The organism is Spirosoma sp. (assembly GCF_026391055.1).
In the GTDB taxonomy this organism is placed as follows: domain Bacteria; phylum Bacteroidota; class Bacteroidia; order Cytophagales; family Spirosomataceae; genus Spirosoma.
In genome coordinates this window covers 269,283-286,820 of the sequence record NZ_JAPLET010000020.1, presented here as the reverse complement: position 1 = coordinate 286,820, position 17,538 = coordinate 269,283, and the positions used below count along the sequence as shown (strand labels likewise).

17 protein-coding genes are annotated in these 17,538 nt (G+C 47.4%); 9 read left to right on the top strand and 8 right to left on the bottom strand.

Translation table 11 applies throughout. The annotated features are described in order from the left end of the window. Positions 1-91 precede the first annotated feature (91 nt). Positions 92-586 (bottom strand): hypothetical protein, encoded by a 495-nt coding sequence (locus tag NT073_RS14070; RefSeq protein WP_041617138.1) that lies wholly within the window; start codon positions 584-586, stop codon positions 92-94. A gap of 177 nt (positions 587-763) precedes the next feature. Between NT073_RS14070 and NT073_RS14065 the strand changes: the two genes are divergently transcribed. From NT073_RS14065 to glmM, 4 genes are all read left to right on the top strand, one after another. Beyond that, positions 764-925 carry a hypothetical protein gene (locus NT073_RS14065; RefSeq protein WP_297374495.1) on the top strand — a complete coding sequence of 54 codons (162 nt, stop codon included), beginning with the start codon at positions 764-766 and terminating at the stop codon, positions 923-925. An 81-nt stretch (positions 926-1,006) separates the two neighbouring features. Then, positions 1,007-1,744: a peptidase gene (locus NT073_RS14060; protein WP_297374492.1), complete on the top strand. Its 738-nt coding sequence runs from the start codon at positions 1,007-1,009 to the stop codon at positions 1,742-1,744. Between the two features lie 100 nt (positions 1,745-1,844). After that, positions 1,845-2,675 (top strand): transglutaminase family protein, encoded by an 831-nt coding sequence (locus tag NT073_RS14055; protein ID WP_297374489.1) that lies wholly within the window; start codon positions 1,845-1,847, stop codon positions 2,673-2,675. A 111-nt stretch (positions 2,676-2,786) separates the two neighbouring features. Further along, on the top strand, positions 2,787-4,193 hold the full coding sequence (gene glmM / locus NT073_RS14050) for a phosphoglucosamine mutase (protein ID WP_297374485.1): 1,407 nt from the start codon (positions 2,787-2,789) through the stop codon (positions 4,191-4,193). A gap of 77 nt (positions 4,194-4,270) precedes the next feature. Here glmM and NT073_RS14045 read toward each other — a convergent pair whose 3' ends face one another. Next, a complete protein-coding gene (locus NT073_RS14045; protein WP_297374482.1) occupies positions 4,271-5,209 on the bottom strand; it encodes a YsnF/AvaK domain-containing protein in 939 nt (312 codons plus the stop codon). A gap of 65 nt (positions 5,210-5,274) precedes the next feature. Then, complete coding sequence (locus NT073_RS14040) at positions 5,275-5,739, bottom strand: YsnF/AvaK domain-containing protein (protein ID WP_297374480.1); 465 nt, start codon at positions 5,737-5,739, stop codon at positions 5,275-5,277. Between the two features lie 352 nt (positions 5,740-6,091). Here NT073_RS14040 and NT073_RS14035 point away from each other — a divergent pair, with 352 nt between their 5' ends. Continuing rightward, positions 6,092-6,448 (top strand): YtxH domain-containing protein, encoded by a 357-nt coding sequence (locus NT073_RS14035; protein WP_297374478.1) that lies wholly within the window; start codon positions 6,092-6,094, stop codon positions 6,446-6,448. A gap of 66 nt (positions 6,449-6,514) precedes the next feature. Here the strand turns inward: NT073_RS14035 and NT073_RS14030 are convergent, their stop codons facing one another. The 3 genes from NT073_RS14030 to NT073_RS14020 form a co-directional block, all read right to left on the bottom strand. Beyond that, on the bottom strand, positions 6,515-7,048 hold the full coding sequence (locus NT073_RS14030) for a DUF2911 domain-containing protein (RefSeq protein ID WP_297374475.1): 534 nt from the start codon (positions 7,046-7,048) through the stop codon (positions 6,515-6,517). A gap of 265 nt (positions 7,049-7,313) precedes the next feature. After that, a complete protein-coding gene (guaA, locus tag NT073_RS14025) occupies positions 7,314-8,846 on the bottom strand; it encodes a glutamine-hydrolyzing GMP synthase (RefSeq protein ID WP_297374472.1) in 1,533 nt (510 codons plus the stop codon). Between the two features lie 71 nt (positions 8,847-8,917). Next, positions 8,918-10,972: a sialate O-acetylesterase gene (locus NT073_RS14020; RefSeq protein WP_297374470.1), complete on the bottom strand. Its 2,055-nt coding sequence runs from the start codon at positions 10,970-10,972 to the stop codon at positions 8,918-8,920. Positions 10,973-11,245: 273 nt separating this feature from the next. Here NT073_RS14020 and NT073_RS14015 point away from each other — a divergent pair, with 273 nt between their 5' ends. Next, positions 11,246-12,472 carry an FtsX-like permease family protein gene (locus tag NT073_RS14015; RefSeq protein WP_297374467.1) on the top strand — a complete coding sequence of 409 codons (1,227 nt, stop codon included), beginning with the start codon at positions 11,246-11,248 and terminating at the stop codon, positions 12,470-12,472. A gap of 90 nt (positions 12,473-12,562) precedes the next feature. Here the strand turns inward: NT073_RS14015 and NT073_RS14010 are convergent, their stop codons facing one another. After that, positions 12,563-13,402 (bottom strand): SdiA-regulated domain-containing protein, encoded by an 840-nt coding sequence (locus NT073_RS14010; RefSeq protein ID WP_297374464.1) that lies wholly within the window; start codon positions 13,400-13,402, stop codon positions 12,563-12,565. 190 nt (positions 13,403-13,592) lie between these two features. Here NT073_RS14010 and NT073_RS14005 point away from each other — a divergent pair, with 190 nt between their 5' ends. The 3 genes from NT073_RS14005 (at position 13,593) to NT073_RS13995 (ending at position 16,702) form a co-directional block, all read left to right on the top strand. Further along, positions 13,593-14,792 (top strand): histidine kinase, encoded by a 1,200-nt coding sequence (locus NT073_RS14005; protein ID WP_297374460.1) that lies wholly within the window; start codon positions 13,593-13,595, stop codon positions 14,790-14,792. Positions 14,793-14,855: 63 nt separating this feature from the next. Further along, positions 14,856-15,635, top strand: a complete 780-nt coding sequence (locus tag NT073_RS14000; protein ID WP_297374458.1) for a LytTR family DNA-binding domain-containing protein — start codon at positions 14,856-14,858, stop codon at positions 15,633-15,635. A 140-nt stretch (positions 15,636-15,775) separates the two neighbouring features. Further along, on the top strand, positions 15,776-16,702 hold the full coding sequence (locus NT073_RS13995) for an RluA family pseudouridine synthase (protein WP_297374455.1): 927 nt from the start codon (positions 15,776-15,778) through the stop codon (positions 16,700-16,702). A 140-nt stretch (positions 16,703-16,842) separates the two neighbouring features. Here NT073_RS13995 and NT073_RS13990 read toward each other — a convergent pair whose 3' ends face one another. Beyond that, positions 16,843-17,526, bottom strand: coding sequence for a glycosyltransferase family 2 protein (locus NT073_RS13990; RefSeq protein WP_297374452.1), 684 nt, complete (start codon positions 17,524-17,526; stop codon positions 16,843-16,845). Positions 17,527-17,538 lie beyond the last annotated feature (12 nt).

The window sequence follows — 17,538 nt, the reverse complement described above, 5'->3', positions numbered from 1 at the left end:
TCAGATGACGCTTTTATTTTTATACCCAGGGGAGTATATAAAAAGCCGCTCAGATTAAACCGAGCGGCTCTCAAATTCAATTACCTTTTGCTTAGTAAAAAAGGCCCCAGTCGTCGGGGGCGTCGTTATCTTTATCAAATCCATTAACCCATTCAACGAACAGCAACCGAAACTGCTCTATCTCTTCACGCAACACGTTCAGGTAAGCGGTTTGAGCCAGTTTTTCGGCTTTGCAATAAGACGTCTGGGCCAGGAGTTCACGGGCATGCATTTTAATAATTACGGCATTTTCCATCCGCAATGTGTACAAATCGCCCCCCTCTGCACCAACAATTTTTGGCGCCAGCATCATAGCATTAGCCAGCATCTGTTCGTGCATCATCAGTACATCCTCTTCCTTATTGATCGTCTCAACAATGGCTTGCGTCAACTCCATCAATTCGTTCGCCTTCCGGAGGATAGGCAGATTCTTGATACGCCGGTTCTCGGCTTCCATCTCGGCGCGAGTTTCTTCGGGGTCGTAGTCCTCATCGAAGCCATCCCAGTCCATGAAGCTATCGTCGTCGTCTTCGTCGTCAAAGTTCATTGCAAAATGGGCAGAGGGAATAAAAACCATCTGTTTGCCAAAGTAACACAATCGTTTACCAAAATCAAACCTTTCTCAGCCAAACCTATCAGTTGTCAACGATAATAATTTATTGATCAGATTTTGGACTATCAGTTTATACTTCACCTAAAAAGTTACCTCCCGGTGCACAGCCGTATGATTATCAGCAGTCTATTTAACATCCGCAGTATTTCTTCCCAGGCCAGTCGGGGTTGCTCCGTGTCTATTCGCCGGGCGCAGAAGTTGCCCGTTTCCACCAGCACAAATGATACGTTAACGGTATCAGCTGTCAGCATTTTCGATAAATCGACCGGGTAGACCAAACAAAAACGTGGGCATCCTGTATATTTGTTGGGTTTATGTTCGGGAGTAGATGCTCCCGTTTTCCCACTGTATCGAATGACATATTGTTTAGGAATAAAAGTTGCCTCGGGTCTGGTTGCCATTGCTGACAGACGGTTAACCTCGGGTTCTGAAGTATCATCGAACCGGAAGATTTCGGTTCATGAGGTCGAGAACCACTCGCTGTTTATCATGACATCGGGCTTACGTTCTGTACGCGACAAAGCGATTACTTACTTCAAAGAAGTACTTTCTGAACAGGACCGCTCCTTCAATAAACTGTACAAAGCTGTCAATGCATTTGGCGAGCAGGTAAAACGGGTAGCCCTTGAAGATAAAACATCTATCGTCGCCAGCGGGTTAAACTTTAACCTGAATGCGATTGTGGGTGGTCAACTGGAAGACGACGAAGAGCATAAACTGTTTATGCTTTATCCGGAAGGCAACTGGGTAGAAGTTGATCAGGGGTCGCCATTTAAGATAATCGGTAATTCAGGCTATGGCAAACCCCTGCTTTTCAGAAACCTGTCGTACGAATCGTCGATGGCCGACGCGCTGAAAATCGGATTTCTGGCTTTCGACGCCACCCGTGTCAGTGCCAACGACGTTGATTATCCGCTCGATGTGGTGATCTATCCTAAAAACAGCTTTCACATGACCGAATACCGGCTTGAGAAAGAAGACATGGACGAAATTTCGCATCAGTGGAGCGCTCTCCTGGGCAACTCAGTCCGTAAAGTGCCAACCTATTGGATGGACCCTATTTTTGAGAAGGTAAAAGCTGCTCATAAATGATATAGGATGTATGATATAGGATGTATTTAGCCTTGGGGTAATAGCATTGCACGGATGGCATAAACGTATATTTTATAACATACATCATACATTTCAACCTATGCACCTTCACGTTCGGCATACATCCGAATATACGTACGATATCCCCGTTGCACTTGGTCCGCAATATCTTTACCTGTATCCGCGAACGTATCCTTACCAGCGACTGCTGACGTACGAACTGACCATTGATCCTCAGCCATCCCGAATTGTGCGTAACATCGATGTGGAAGGGAACGTGCAGCAGGTGGTTTATTTTAATCATCCGACTTCCCATCTGCACGTAACGGCAGAAATGGAACTTCAGTCCGACGAATTTAACTCATTCGATTTCGTGCTATTTCCTTTCGAAACCCAGCGAGTTCCTTTTCAGTACCCAAAAGCAGTGGAAGACTTGCTGCAACCGTATCTGAGACAGGTGGGTGTATCCGAAAAAGTGGAAAGCTGGGCCAGGCAACTAGCCGCCGATGCCAACGGACAAACAACTGCTTTCCTGATGCTGCTGAATCAAACCATTCGGCAGTTCACTTATGAAATCCGCGAGTTGGGGGCTCCTCTTCCGCCGGAACAAACCCTGACCCTGCGGAAAGGATCGTGCCGGGACTATACAACGCTGTTTATGGCTGCCTGCCGCAGTATGGGGCTGGCCGCACGCTTTGTGAGTGGCTATTTATTTGGCAATCCGCAGCAGGAACATCAGCTTCATGCCTGGGTAGAGGTGTATCTGCCCGGCGCTGGCTGGCGCGGCTTCGACCCTACACAGGGTTCGCTGGTCGTTAACCGACACATATTTCTGACGTCGACTGCTAAACCCGAGTTAGCCGCTCCCATTAGCGGTACTTTTCAGGGACATGCCAACTCTGTACTCCGCTCGGAGCTTCAATTTATCTGAATGAACCAATATTGATAGAACTTCCGGTACGCTTGTTAACTATTTCGTGACAACTATCCGCTATCGACTATCTTTGCATACTTATCCAAAAATTACTTACAAACCCAACACGTGACATTAATTAAGTCTATTTCCGGGATTAGAGGAACGATTGGGGGGCGCAGCGGAAACGGACTGACGCCCCTGGATGTAGTCAAATTTACGGCTGCATTTGGCCAATGGCTTCGGCAACGTAACCCAGACCAACTAACGGTAGTTATTGGCCGGGATGGCCGGTTGTCGGGTGAGATGGTATCAAAACTGGTAGCCGCTACATTGCAAGGGCTTGGGCTGAGCGTTATTGACCTTGGCCTGTCTACCACCCCAACAGTAGAAATGGCCGTACCGGGCGAAAACGCAGCGGGTGGTATTATCCTGACCGCTAGCCATAACCCGATCCAATGGAATGCGCTCAAACTCCTTAACGAAGCCGGCGAATTTATTTCGGCACAGGATGGAGCTGACGTGCTTGCTATTGCCGAAAATGAATCGTTCGATTTTGCCGAAGTTCGCAAGTTAGGCAAGTACCATGCCGATGAAACCTGGCTCCGGAAACACATTGACCAGATCCTGACACTTCCTCTGGTTGACCGGGATGCTGTAGCCTCCCGAAATTTCAAGCTTGTTGTGGATGCCGTTAACTCAACGGGTGGTATTGCGGTACCCATGCTGCTGGAAGCACTGGGCGTTGAACATATTACAAAACTACATTGCGAACCAACCGGAAACTTTGCCCATAATCCCGAGCCTCTACCCGAAAATCTACGCGACATCATCAAGGAAATGGAAAAAGGCAATGCCGACCTAGGCATTGTTGTTGACCCTGATGTTGACCGGCTGGCACTTATCTGTGAAGATGGATCAGCCTTTGGCGAAGAATACACACTGGTAGCGGTTGCCGACTATGTGCTAAAAAACCGGCCGGAAGGAAGTTCGGGGAATACCGTTTCCAATATGTCGAGTACCGTCGCCCTGCGTGATGTAACCCGAAAATATGGAGGAGAACATTTTGCCTCTGCCGTGGGCGAAGTGAATGTAGTGGAAATGATGCGCGAAAAAGGCGCGCTGATTGGCGGTGAAGGTAACGGGGGTATCATCTACCCCGAATTGCACCACGGCCGTGATGCACTGGTGGGTATTGCTCTTTTTCTGACCCATTTAGCTAAGTCCGGCAAATCGGCTTCAATGCTTCGCCGGACATACCCGAACTACTATATCTCCAAAAATAAAATAGAACTGACCCCCGATATTGACGTAGACGCGGTGCTGGAACGCATCCAAACCAAGTACGCCCGGAATCCGATCAACACTATCGACGGCGTCAAAATTGAGTTTGATAAAGAGTGGGTTCATCTGCGTAAGTCGAATACAGAACCCATTATCCGGATTTATTCTGAATCGGATACACTGGCCACCGCCGACCATCTGGCCGGAAAAATCATCAGCGATATCCGGGAAGTGCTGGCGGAGAAGCGTTAAATCCGCTACGGTCCTAATAAAGAAAAGGGGGCTAACGCAAATTGCGTTAGCCCCCTTTGTGTATGCTAATCTGCCACCTATCGGTTGAGCGACGTGGTGTTCAGATCGTCGTCATAATCTATACCCGTGCGGTTTGTCGTAACACCCTGATCGGTTGTTATTGGCGCGTCGATGTTTTCAACTTCGACATCCGTACTGCGAACGGTGTCACGAATGGTTTCTACTCGCTCGTTGACCTCTTTTCCGACTGAAATTTCCTCAACGACGTTGGCCGTTTTGGATACCACCGGAACTTCAGCATGTTCGGTCATTTCAATCTGACCTTCCTGAAATGCATTCAGATCAGCTTCCGTGGCCGGACGGTTGACGGGTGTCCGCTGAACCCGTACACGCTCTTCGCGTAAACGCAGGCTCTCTTCAACCGGCCGTTCGATGATACGGCTCCGTACCCGAACACCACCCCGCTCTACTTCGCGCTTACCTACTTCCAGATTTTCCTGAATAACCTTGATCGTTTGATCGTTGTCGGTTATCAGGTCACGGGTTGTGGTATCGCCATAGTTTACTCCGGTAACATCAGTACCGAGCCCAGTAGTGCCCAGCGTGGTATCCGTTGTACCAAAACTTGTGCCGGTAGTACCCATTGTTGTTTGGGTTCCAGTATTTCCGTATCCGTATGCAGAAGCCCGCTCGTCTACATCTACAGCTCCATTATCGTCAAGAATATCGGCGGCTTGTTCTGCCTCATCGTCCGTTTGAGCATGTACCGTTACTACAGATCCACGGGTGGCAACGCGTGTATGGCGTTTGGCATTGTCATCATCGTTACCAAATAATGAACTAAAAAAGCCGCCCACGCTTGAATCATCATCGTCATCCAGGTCGCTATTGGAGTAGTCGCCCGTTTGCGCTGACAAATCAATACTGCTGCGCGAAAATCCCTTGTCTACTAACTCATCTACTGCCTTTTGGGCCTCTGTGGCGTTGTCGAATACACCAACTACTGTATGTGCCATGCTGTTTTAGGGTTTGTTTATACGTTGAGAATTCTCTTTATTGTTATCTATAACGAAAGCTTTCTTTACAAAGCAGAACGTTCAAGTTCATCGGAAATCCGTTCTACACTGACTTCCTCTTTTCTGACAATCACTCGTTGTGGCTCATTTACCGTTACCAGCTTCCTGGTTACGCGTACTTCCTCAACCAGTACTAGCTTTTTTTCAATAACCAAAACTTCCTTCAGTACTGGATACACCGTTGTGTCACCTTCATACCGAACGGCTGGTGGCGTATCAACGTACTCATTGATGGCAACATGTTCTACATTAAACTCTTCACGAGACAAGGGTAAGTCGATCACTTGCTCCTCTTCATGAATCCGCTTAACAATCCGAAGCTTGCCCGTTTCTACAAGTTGTTTATCAACATGCAGACTCTCTTCAATAACCGGAATCATCACTACCTTACTATCGGCAGGTAATTCCAGCTGCTGAGAAGCCTTCCTGTAGGATGATTGATTGTTACTTTCTGTATCGTTGCTCATCATATTCAAATTGCAGGAGAAACCGAGCATCAGCCTATCGTTCTTACCTAGGATACTAGTATAATATGGTTAAATGTCTATTTGTTCTATATTTTATATATTATTTATTATAAAGTTCACTCACAACATCTTCACAACTACATCATATTTCGCACAGTTTAGTAGCAAAAGACGCAACGATTGCCCATCCTAAACCCCTATCCTGTGGAATTAACTACTCAGGAGCACTTAAGCCCTTACCTCATAATTTTAATTAAGCAACTGATACACAAGCGCCTGCCAGACACATAACGGATATGGCACAATTTTTAGTCCTTGTCAGGTATCCAACAATGATATTCAAACAAACATAATTATGAGCTTTCTGAGAGGAGTACTAACGGGCCTGGCCATCGGTTATTTGACAGCCCCACGCAGCGGGAAAGAAACCCGCGATAAGCTAACAAAGAATGTTAATGACTTACAAAGCCAGTGGGAAGAGGGTGTTGCTCAGGTGAAATCGCAAGTCGATAAGCTGGTAGGTAACGCCGAAGCGCAAGCCAATCAATTTGCCAATAAGGCGGAGAATAAATTCGACCAGTACAAAAAAGATGCCCAATCGACCTACAATAAAGAACAGGCGAAGGCTGATTATAATAACACGATTGATAATGCAGCCGACTCGGCGAAGGCGGGGGTTAACAACGTGGAAGACGCATTAAAACTTTACTAGGCAAGTTGTTAAGTAGAGTTTTAAGTGAGGACAAAGCTGGTTTGAAAATCAGCTTTGTCCTCACTTTTACTTTATAGCAACAGGCAATTCAATATGTTCCCACTTTAATACAATGCCCTTACCAGTCACATCATAAACAAGTCGCTCGTTCATTTGAGCAGATCTAATGGGCTTGGCCATCACCCGGAGTGCATCCTGGGCTTGGTCGTATTTAAACGCTCCCCACTGATTGGCTACTTTATTAAAGATAACGGTCCATTCATTCTCACCGGGGATGGTAAAGAAGGCGTATTTACCAGCGGGCAGCGCTTTCCCTTCTACCATAATATCCTTATCCGTCTCGAATATTGTAGCCTCATTGGCTCCCGATCGCCATACTTTTCCATAAGGGGCCAATGTGCTCCCTGCATCCCAAACAGGACGTCCTTTCACGGAGGGGCTGCCATAACTGATAACAATTGAAGCACCATTTACTTTACCACTCGCCATAGCAGGTGGACTAGGGCGGTTGGCTTTGTCTCCCTGCGCCCAGGTTACTACGCTAAATAATACACCAAGCAGGGTTAAGGCCATCGATCGATTTATGCGTGTCATTTTCATTACTTCGATTAATTAGTTTGTGGTTAATGCTTATTTGTTAGTAGTTAACAGTTGGTGTTTGGACTCCCATTAGCGGCTTCTGATAGTGATTAATAACGAATTACTAATAACCAACGACTAAAGTAGACAAAAGAAGAACAGAATAACCGCCAACCGGTCTGATTATTTATAAAGACTCTCTTCAGCATCTCGATGGTTAGGAAGCATAAAAAATGCCCGATACGAATTACCGTATCGGGCATTTTTTATAAAGTTATACTTGCCATTATTCCCACTCGATGGTTGCAGGGGGCTTGGAGGAGATGTCATACACAACCCGGTTAACCCCTTTCACGCGATTGATGATTTCGTTGGATACATCGGCCAGAAATTCGTAAGGAAGATGCGCCCAGTCGGCGGTCATACCATCAACGCTTGTAACCGCCCGAAGCGCAACGACCCGCTCGTACGTACGCTCATCGCCCATTACGCCGACCGATTGCACCGGCAATAGCATAGCGCCTGCTTGCCATACCTTATCGTATAAGCCTTCACGCTTTAGTCCGTCAATGAACAATGCGTCGACCTGTTGAAGAATATCAACTTTTTCGGGAGTAATATCGCCCAAAATACGAATTGCCAGTCCAGGACCGGGGAAAGGGTGCCTTCCCAAAATTGCGTCGGGTAAGCCCAGCGTACGGCCTACAGCACGTACTTCATCTTTAAACAGGGTATTAAGCGGCTCGACAACTTTCAGTTTCATAAAGTCAGGAAGGCCACCCACATTATGGTGCGACTTGATGGTTGCCGACGGGCCCTTTACCGAAACGGATTCGATGACGTCGGGGTAGATTGTTCCCTGCCCCAGCCAGGATACACCTTCTATCAGATGAGCCTCATGATCGAATACGTCGATGAACGTTTTTCCAATTGCTTTACGCTTTGCTTCCGGATCGGTCAGACCTGCCAGAGCAGTGTAGAACTGTTCTTTCGCATCGACTCCTTTCACATTAAGTCCCAGCGTTTTGTAAGAATCCAGCACGCCCAGGAACTCATCTTTTCGAAGCAGTCCATTATCAACAAAAATACAGTATAGATTTTTACCGATAGCCTGGTGAATAAGCATAGCTGCCACTGACGAATCGACACCACCCGACAGTCCTAGTACGACTTTATCATCGCCCAGTTTCTGTTTTAACTGCGCTATGGTGGTTTCGGCGAATGATTCGGCCGTCCAGTTTTGCGAACAACCACAAATGTCGACCACAAAATTATGCAGCAACATTTTACCCTGGAGTGAGTGTGTTACCTCCGGGTGAAACTGTATACCATATGTAGGCTCATTATCGACCTGGAAGGCCGCTACATGAACGGTGTCCGTTGAGGCAATTATGCTGAAGTTTTCCGGTACGCTCGTGATGGTATCTGCGTGTGACATCCATACCTGAGAGTGCGGGTCTATTCCCTTCAGAAGTGGGCTTTCGCCGTCTACGGTGCCCAGCTTAGCCCGGCCATACTCGCGTATAGCCGATGCTTTTACCTCACCGCCACTGGTATGTGCCAGCAGTTGAGCCCCATAACAAATACCCAGCAGAGGCATTTTATGCCGAAAAGCAGCCAAGTGAACGTCAGGTGCGTCGGCATCGCGAACGGACGATGGACTACCGGAGAGGATGATACCCTTAACGTCGGGCGTAATAGTTGGTAGATGATTGTAAGGATGGATTTCGCAGTAAACATTCAGTTCGCGCACCCGGCGGGCAATGAGTTGAGTATACTGCGAACCGAAATCCAGGATCAGAATCTGTTCGGTGGCCATGAATAGGTCTCTAAAATGCAAAGTTAGGGCATTTTTGTGAAAACGCCCTACTTGCTTTTACAACCAATACCTTAATGGGCCACAACCAGACGACCCTTGACGCCCCCTGTGCCATAACCCAGCGAGAAAATATAAACACCTGAAGGCAGAGCAGCAACTGAAAACGTCAGGGATGTTGCACCCAATGACATCTGGTAACTACGCTGCAAAACGACCTTCCCTGCCTCGTTTGTAAGCGTAAGCCAGATCATATCCCCACTCCACTCCAAAGGAAGTCGGACGGTTACCTGGGTGTCGGCAGGATTAGGATATAATAACGTTCCGGAACCAATGCCAGCCGGTGCACTTTCGACTTCCACCTGAGGCAACAGTCTTATATCCTGCACGCTGGCCTTAACAACAGGCGAATAATCGGATGCAGACCGTAGAGATACCGAGCGGATACGATACTGATATACTTTCCCGGCCTTAATTGAATTCACCAAGTTACGGTCTCTCAGATCCTGATACGTTTGCCTAGAGCCGGGCAATAGCGCTATTTGCGTAAAAATGCTGCTTGTGTCGGCCCGTTCAATAGCCCACGTAGCAAGACTGTCTGTTTTATTGTCCCAACTAAGTTTGATCGCACTTGTATCGACAGCAACAGCCCGCAAATTCATAGCTGCCGGTAAGGGCGCGGCAATGGCCACCTGGTAAAAACTTAGTGCCCGCATACCCAATTTATTACGAATAACCGGACCCACGTAAAAGCCAACCTGACTATCCTGGTACGAAGAGGGTAAGTAGGTCAGGTGTTTGGCATTGACAGGTTTTGTCAATTTTAAGATCAATGTGTTTCCCCGTTCGGTAACTGATTTTATCAAACCGGTTTCGCCCGCTGGATAGTCGGTATAAATAAAATTCGACATGCGCTGTTTGTACTCCTCGCCAGTACGGATGATAGTTGTATCAGCAGGCCAGTACATTTTGTGAATGGGTTCGAACTCAAGGGTTATTTCATCCTGTTCCGGCTTGCTGTAATAAAGCTTTTGCAGGTTTGGCGACCCGATACCAGTGGTATCAACTACGCCATAAAAATCACGTGCGATGAGCCGGTATAATTCCAGGCCGAATTGATAGTGGCCTGCTTCATTGTAATGTAAGCCCTCGTAGCCGGATAAACCAACGGTAGCAATGGGCTCATTGTCGGAGAAAATGTATTTTGAACGGCGTTGAAAATCCCGTAGAACGCCCGCATTGACTACGTTGTCGGTCAATATATTTATCTGCGAATGATAGATTTTTTTCAGGCCGGGGTAGTCCTGCTTCCAATAGGTATACAGTTGCGGAAAGGTGCGGACATAAACGTCAGGATTATTGGCAGCTTCGGCTTCACCTTGCCGCCAGATCATAGCTTTTGCCTGACGGGCCACACCTGCCTTACTTGCTCTGTACAGTAAGCGCCCGTAAAGTGTACTTAACGACGTGGGCTGACTGGCATCCCGATTGGCATGACTGGTAATTGTGGTCCCGCCAACGGCACCGTTTATAACAGCCGTTGGAATGCCCTGATTTTCCTTGATCATCCGTTGCAATTCCATGCCCCACAGGCAGGTAAGCTCCTCTTTTGTGTTTGTCAGACACCAGGCCGTATCAGCCGGATTATAGCTATTGTTGAAGTTGTGTATGCCAAACGTGCGACAGAACGTGCTCCGAAAGGTGTAGTCTCCATATTGTCCAACCGCATTCGACTGCCCCATTATCAGGAAAACATCACCACAAACAATGCTGTCCCGAAAAGCTACCCGTACAGAATCTCCGCCTGAGGCTCTATGCACGAACACCTGAAAGCTGTACTGATTTAGTTCTGCTTTGATAACTGGGCTAAAGGCAAAGCGCCCGGTCAGCGAATCGGGAGTGGTTTTACTATACTGATACGGCTTATTATCTCTGGCGACCACCAGAGAAATGGCCTTCACGTCGTCAGCGGTAGTTCGTCCGGAGATAGCGACGGTACATTGGCTTAATTGATTACGGGGGTACAGCTGTAGTCTGGCGGGCCATTGATCGAGCTTTAACGCTGGCTGCGCCCATGCACCGGCGTACGCCACTACAACATAAGCCAGCGCTATTACTATTATTTTCACGGAGTTACGGTATAAAAATAAGCACAAACATACCACTTAGTAAGCAGATCTTGTCAGTTAAACGACTAAATCAACAGCCAGCCGATGGCAATAATCCGGAACAGCTAAAGCCATTCATGAAACTACATTCTTTAAAAGCCTTACTTTTACGAACGATAATAAAACAGTTGTTGGCCAGTGGTCGTTAGTTTTCCGTCTGTTGCCAGTCATTGACCGGGACTTTCTTTCACACTCCTGCCTAACAGCTACTGACCGATAATCAACGACTTCATTTTGAACGTTCCTGTTTTTCTGGCCCGAAAAGTCCGTCATGCTCCGGAAGGAAGCTTTTCGGCTACCGTTACGCGCGTTGGCATCGCCAGTATTGCGCTTGGATTGACGATTTTGATTGTCGCCTTTGCAGTTTTGTTCGGCTACAAACGCACCATTGAGCAGAAAATCTTTTTGTTCGGAGCCCACTTACAGGTCAGTAAATTCACCAACAATGCATCCTACGAAGAAACAGCCCTCTCACTCAAAACTACACTTTACCAGGATAGCACCAAAATTCCCGGCGTACGCCATATTCAGGCTGTTGCTCTGAAAGCGGGGATTTTAAAAACACCCGAGGAATTAACGGGCGTTATTCTCAAAGGCGTTGGCAAAGACTATGACTGGAATCTGTTTAAAGAGTCACTGGTGGCTGGCACCGTACCCGTGGTGGGAGCTGATACGGGCTCCGGCTCTACACAACTACTGCTCAGCCAGCTCATGGCCAACCAGTTGAAGGTAAAAGTGGGCGATGCCGTACCGCTTTACTTTCTGGGAAACCCACCCCGCGCCCGAAAAATGACCGTAGTAGGCATTTACGAAACCGGCCTCGAAGAAGTCGATAAGACCATTGCCCTGGGCGATATTCGGCTGGTACAGAAGCTTAACCGCTGGGGTCCCGATTCGGTGGGAAGCTACGAGATTTATGTGAACGATTTCAATCAGTTGAATTTGACCGCCAATAATGTATTCCAGGCCATGGCACCCGATATGCGCTTAACGAGGGTGACTGATCAGTACCGCCCCCTGTTTGACTGGATGCTGCTGCTCGACCGGAATATGATTATTCTACTGGCGCTGATTACGTTCGTGGCCTCGTTCAATATGGTTTCTGTGCTGCTCGTCTTAATGATGGAGCGTACTCCCATGATTGGACTACTCAAAGCGCTTGGAAGCAACAATGCCCTTATTCGAAGGATGTTTGTCTTTGTAGGGCTTAACATGGTTAGCTGGGGACTACTTATCGGCAACCTGGCTGGAATTGGTCTATGCTTTGCACAGGAACGCTTCAAACTCATTCCCCTAGACCCCAAGAATTACTTTGTGAGCTACGTCCCCATTGCCTGGGACTGGAAAACGATTCTGGCCCTGAATGGTGCCACAGTTATTATGATTGGCCTTGTCCTTTGGCTATCGACCATTCTCATCAATCGCATTCAGCCCGTGAAAGCGCTGGCGTTTAAAAAATAGGGCCAAGATTTTAGGAAGATCTAAAGGATTAAGCAGGATTGCAGCCGAGGCTGAGACAGTCAGAAATCTTGTTTAATTCTTCAGATCTTCCTAAAATCTCGATTGGTACATAAACTTCAATATGTATCCTTTCTTGCCGTCGCCTTCACTGGCAATGTACAGATCGCCGTTGGGGGCAAAGCAGATGCCTTCGGGCTGACGAAAAGCTTTGGGATCGAGCGGCTCAGAGTAAATGATTTTACCCTTTCGACTTGTGATCAGGAGTCGCTTACCGGCCGAAGTCAGCATGTACCACTCTCCCGTTATCGGATGTACGGCAATACCCGAGGGCTTATAAGTCTTGGGGTCAATGCCCGCCCCTTTGAGTTGGTCGTCATTTAAACTCATATCTTTAAAGACAGCCCGATTCAGCAAATCGAATGAATATACGGCTTTATCACTCGACCCTTCACCACTTTTCACAGCAATGAGCAAGCGCTTTGTTTTAGGATCATAACCAAGCCCTTCGACCTCGGTTTTTTTAGGCAAATCAGTTTTGGTTTTTCCAATCTGGGTTGATTCAGGCGCAAAGCGGGAAAGCGTACCGTTACTCTCAAGTACATAAACCTGCCCATTCACGTATTCGATCCCCTCAAAATCACCGTATCCACCAAAACCAAAATCCTTGACGACCTTTCCTTTTTTTGTGTCGAACACATACACAACGGCCTCTTCGTCCTGCACACATAGAAGCTGGTCATCTTTGTAATAGGTCAAGCCGGATATTTCCTTCAGTTCTTTGGGGAGGCTATAGTTGTGATCAGGGGCATTCAGCCGATACGGAAGTTTAAACGCAGTAGCCAGGGTTCCGGCTTCGGGTTGCTCATTTGTTTTCGGTGAAGTGCCGCAGCCCGACAGTAGGATCACAAAGCCAATAAAAAGACGATTCATAACAGTCCGATTTTGAGCAAATGTATGGATTTCAACCTACCCTGCTCAGGATACAGGAGCATTTACTGAAATATCTACCTTACTTCGAAATCAGAATGGCGTCATTCAGATTCCTGAAACGGGCATTCCGCCGGTTTCTTTTTTGCTATCTACCGTATATACTTAGTTTTGTTTATAAACCGTACGCATTATGTCCAATCGTCTGACGACGTCGCAAAAGTGGCAACTAGCCCTTAGCGTATTCGTTATCTACTTTCCAATTCGGCTGTACGTTAATGTGCCCACGCTGAACTGGTTACTGATGGCACGCAATGTGCCCTTCTGGATAGTAGAAACGATCCTGACGGTTCTGTTTTTTTATGCCTGGCTCACCGTTACGGAATGGCTGCAGCAGGTGCTGTTCAAGCGTTTCGGAGAAGGGTTCCTTATCGAATTTAAAATTCCTGCTCAGCTGGCTACCCTGGTTATTGCCAGTGCGCTGGCGTTGGTCTTTAACTTTGCCTTCTCTATGACCTGGCGTGGCCTCGATACTGCGCTTGAACGAAACTTCGGTGTTTATCACGACCAGGAAATACGTCCACAGCGTCCGGTCCCAACACCGGCACTGCTGGAAGAACGACGAAAGCGGAGTGAACAACGCCGACGCGTCAACAACGGCTTAACGGTTATGGCCATGCTGTCTGCTTTCTATCTGGCCGCCAACCGGCGGGCTTATCGCGAGCTGGAGGTTGTTCAGGTACGCGCCGAACGATTGGAGAAAGAAAATGTACAAGCTCAGTTTGCCGCTCTGAAAAGCCAGGTAAATCCGCACTTTCTGTTCAACAGCCTGAGCATACTATCCTCGCTGGTCCATGCCGATGCCGAACTTTCGGAGAAATTCATCGACCAGCTATCGAGGGCCTACCGCTACATTCTGGAGCAGAAGGATAACGAACGAGTCTTGCTGAGAACCGAACTGGATTTTATTCAGGCCTACCGATTTCTACTGAACATACGCTTTGAGAACAAATTCGATGTTCTCATCAGCGTTCCTGAAGCCGACCAGACCCGGTACAGCATTGCCCCGCTGACACTCCAGTTACTGGTCGAGAACGCCGTTAAACACAACCGCATGTCGGCCAAAGAGCCGTTGAAGGTGCATATTCTGCTGGAAGGCGACTGTCTGGTTGTCAAGAACAATTTGCAACCCCGCCCCCAGTCCGAAACATCGACCGGCATGGGTCTGCAAAATATCATCACCCGCTACGCACTCCTTACCGACCGGCCCGTTCGGGTTAGTGATAGTGAAGGTAGCTTTGTTATAAAAATTCCCTTGTTACTCAATGAACGAATGAATGAATCAGTGAGTGAGCGTACCAGTGTAACAACCGATTTACGCACACATGCTTGAACCATAAAGAAGCTTACTTTTTATAAATAGAGCTTATTATTCGGCCATTCGTTCTATACGCCTATGAACGTCACTATTATTGAAGACGAAAATCTGACAGCTAAACGGCTCGAAAGTTTGCTTCACAAATATGATCCAACCATAAAAGTACTGGCTCGTATTCCTTCGGTAGCCGAAGCCGTAGCGTGGTTCGACGAAACACCTGCGCCCATCGACCTGGTATTTATGGATATACATCTGGAAGACGATCTTGGCTTTCGGATTTTCGAACAAACGCAGCTAACAACGCCCGTCATTTTTACAACCGCTTACGATGAGTATATGATTCAGGCATTTAAAGTCAACAGCATCGACTACTTGCTTAAACCTATTAATTATGACGAACTGGTAGCGGCTATCGAAAAGTATAAAGCCCTGAAGAAACAGTTTGGAGAGCCAGCCTCAACGTCGGCTCATGACATCGAAACGTTGCTGAAACTGATTGGCAAATCAAAACAGACCGATTATAAAGAGCGGTTTATGATAACCATCGGCACGAAGATAAGAAGCATCGAAACCGGCGATATTGCCTATTTTTATCTGGAAGAAAAAGTCGTTTTTCTGGTTACCAAAGATGGGTTGACCCTTCCTGTCGATTACAGTTTAGATAAGTTAACGCAGATATTAAACCCACGCCAGTTTTTTCGGATCAGCCGTCAGTTTCTAGTTTCGCTACCTGCCATTCAGACCATTCATACCTTTTCGGCGGGTAAACTTAAGCTTGATCTGGCCCCTAAATCCCGTCAGGAAGTCTTCGTCAGTGGCGACCGAATGACCGAATTTAAAGAGTGGCTGGGCAAATAAATCAAGATACTCCCCGTCTTCTTGTCTTTACCTGATTACTATCTCTAAACCCTCCCTTTGGCCTGCGTTGACGCAGGCCTTTTTTATGACAGTCGAAATGAATACAAGCAAGATCGGCGCCGAAGCCGTACCTTTGCCGTATGGAGAATACCGACGACAAGCCCCGCAAACAACGCGGCCAGCGTACCGATGTCATACTGCCCGTTTCGGAGCCTGCCGAACTAATGGCATTTTTAATTGCCCAGTTGCCGCACAAGAACCGAAACAACATTAAGTCACTGCTCAGTAACAAGCAGATTTTGGTTGATGGAAAAGTGTATACTCAGTTCAACCACCCACTAAAGCCTGGTCAGTCCGTTACGGTAGCGGCCAATCGGGCGCCACAAACATCGCAGTACCGCGGACTCACCATTCTGTACGAAGATCAGTTCCTGATTGTCATTAACAAACAGGCCGGGTTGCTTTCAATGGCAACCAATAAAGAGCGAGACCGGACGGCCTATGGTATTCTGAGCGAATACACGAAAAAGGAAAACCCCAAGAATAAGATATTTATCATTCACCGTCTCGACCGCGAAACTTCGGGCGTAATGATGTTTGCCAAAAGCGAAAAAGTGCAGAGACTGATGCAGGAATCCTGGAACGCAACAACCAAAGAGCGAACCTACGTGGCGTTGGTAGAGGGTATTCCGGAACCTCCTCAGGGCACTATCACATCATACCTTCGCGAGAGCAAAGCATTGATCGTGTATTCCAGCCAAAATCCTGATACGGGCCAGCTTTCAATTACTAACTATACGGTTACAAAAACCGGAAATGGTTATGCCTTGCTGGAACTGGAGCTGGAAACGGGGCGTAAAAACCAGATTCGGGTGCACATGCAGGACATTGGTCACCCGGTGGCTGGCGATGCCAAATACGGTGCTGAAACCGACCCCATTGGTCGACTGGGCCTGCACGCCGAAGTACTGGCGTTTGAGCACCCAATAACAGGCGTTTCCATGCGCTTTAACGCCCCCATTCCCAAATCGTTTTTGGCAATGGTCAGAGAACGCGAAGAGGAGTAAAGATTATCAGTCTACAGGTTTTCCATTATAGTTAAACCCGCTTACTTACCCTGTAAGAACACATAACTGTCGGCTAAGCTTGTCGTGTAGCTGTGTGGTCAGTTTTAAGAGACTGACCACACAGCTACACGACTAAAACATCATTTTATTAGCCGGTATTTGAGCAGTACCCAGATAGCCTCTACCCCATCCAGCCAGGAAATCTTTTTCCCTTCAGCAATGGAGCGGGGATAATAGTTAATCGGCAGCTCTTTAATCCGAATTCCCCGCTTGGCCACTTTGGCCGTTACTTCCGGACAAAATTCAAAACGGGTACAGTCGAGAGGAATGGACCGTAATAAGTTGGCGTCGAATACTTTATAACATGTTGGCTCATCCGTAAGCCGCTGATTAAACAAAATATTTGTCAGCAGCGTAACCACCTGACCACCCACGTAGAAGCTAAAATACGAATGCCGGTTTTCGGGATTCAGAAAGCGCGACCCATAAATTACTTTCTCTTTTCCGTCGGCGATGGGTTTAACGAGTGCCAGGTAATCCTGCGGTTCGTATTCCAGATCGGCATCCTGGACAATGGCAATGTCGCCGGTCATGTGCTGAATGGCAGTCCGGATAGCCGCTCCCTTGCCCTGGTTCTTTTCATGGAAGATTACCCGGACGTTGGGGATATCGCTAAACGTTAACAGCCGCTCGCGGGTACCATCCGTTGAGCCATCGTCGACAATGATAATTTCTTTATTTATTGGAACAGCCTGAATTTTTTCGAGAAGGATATCAATTGATGTAATCTCGTTATACGCAGGGATAAGAACTGATAGCAGCATAAAAACAAAAGT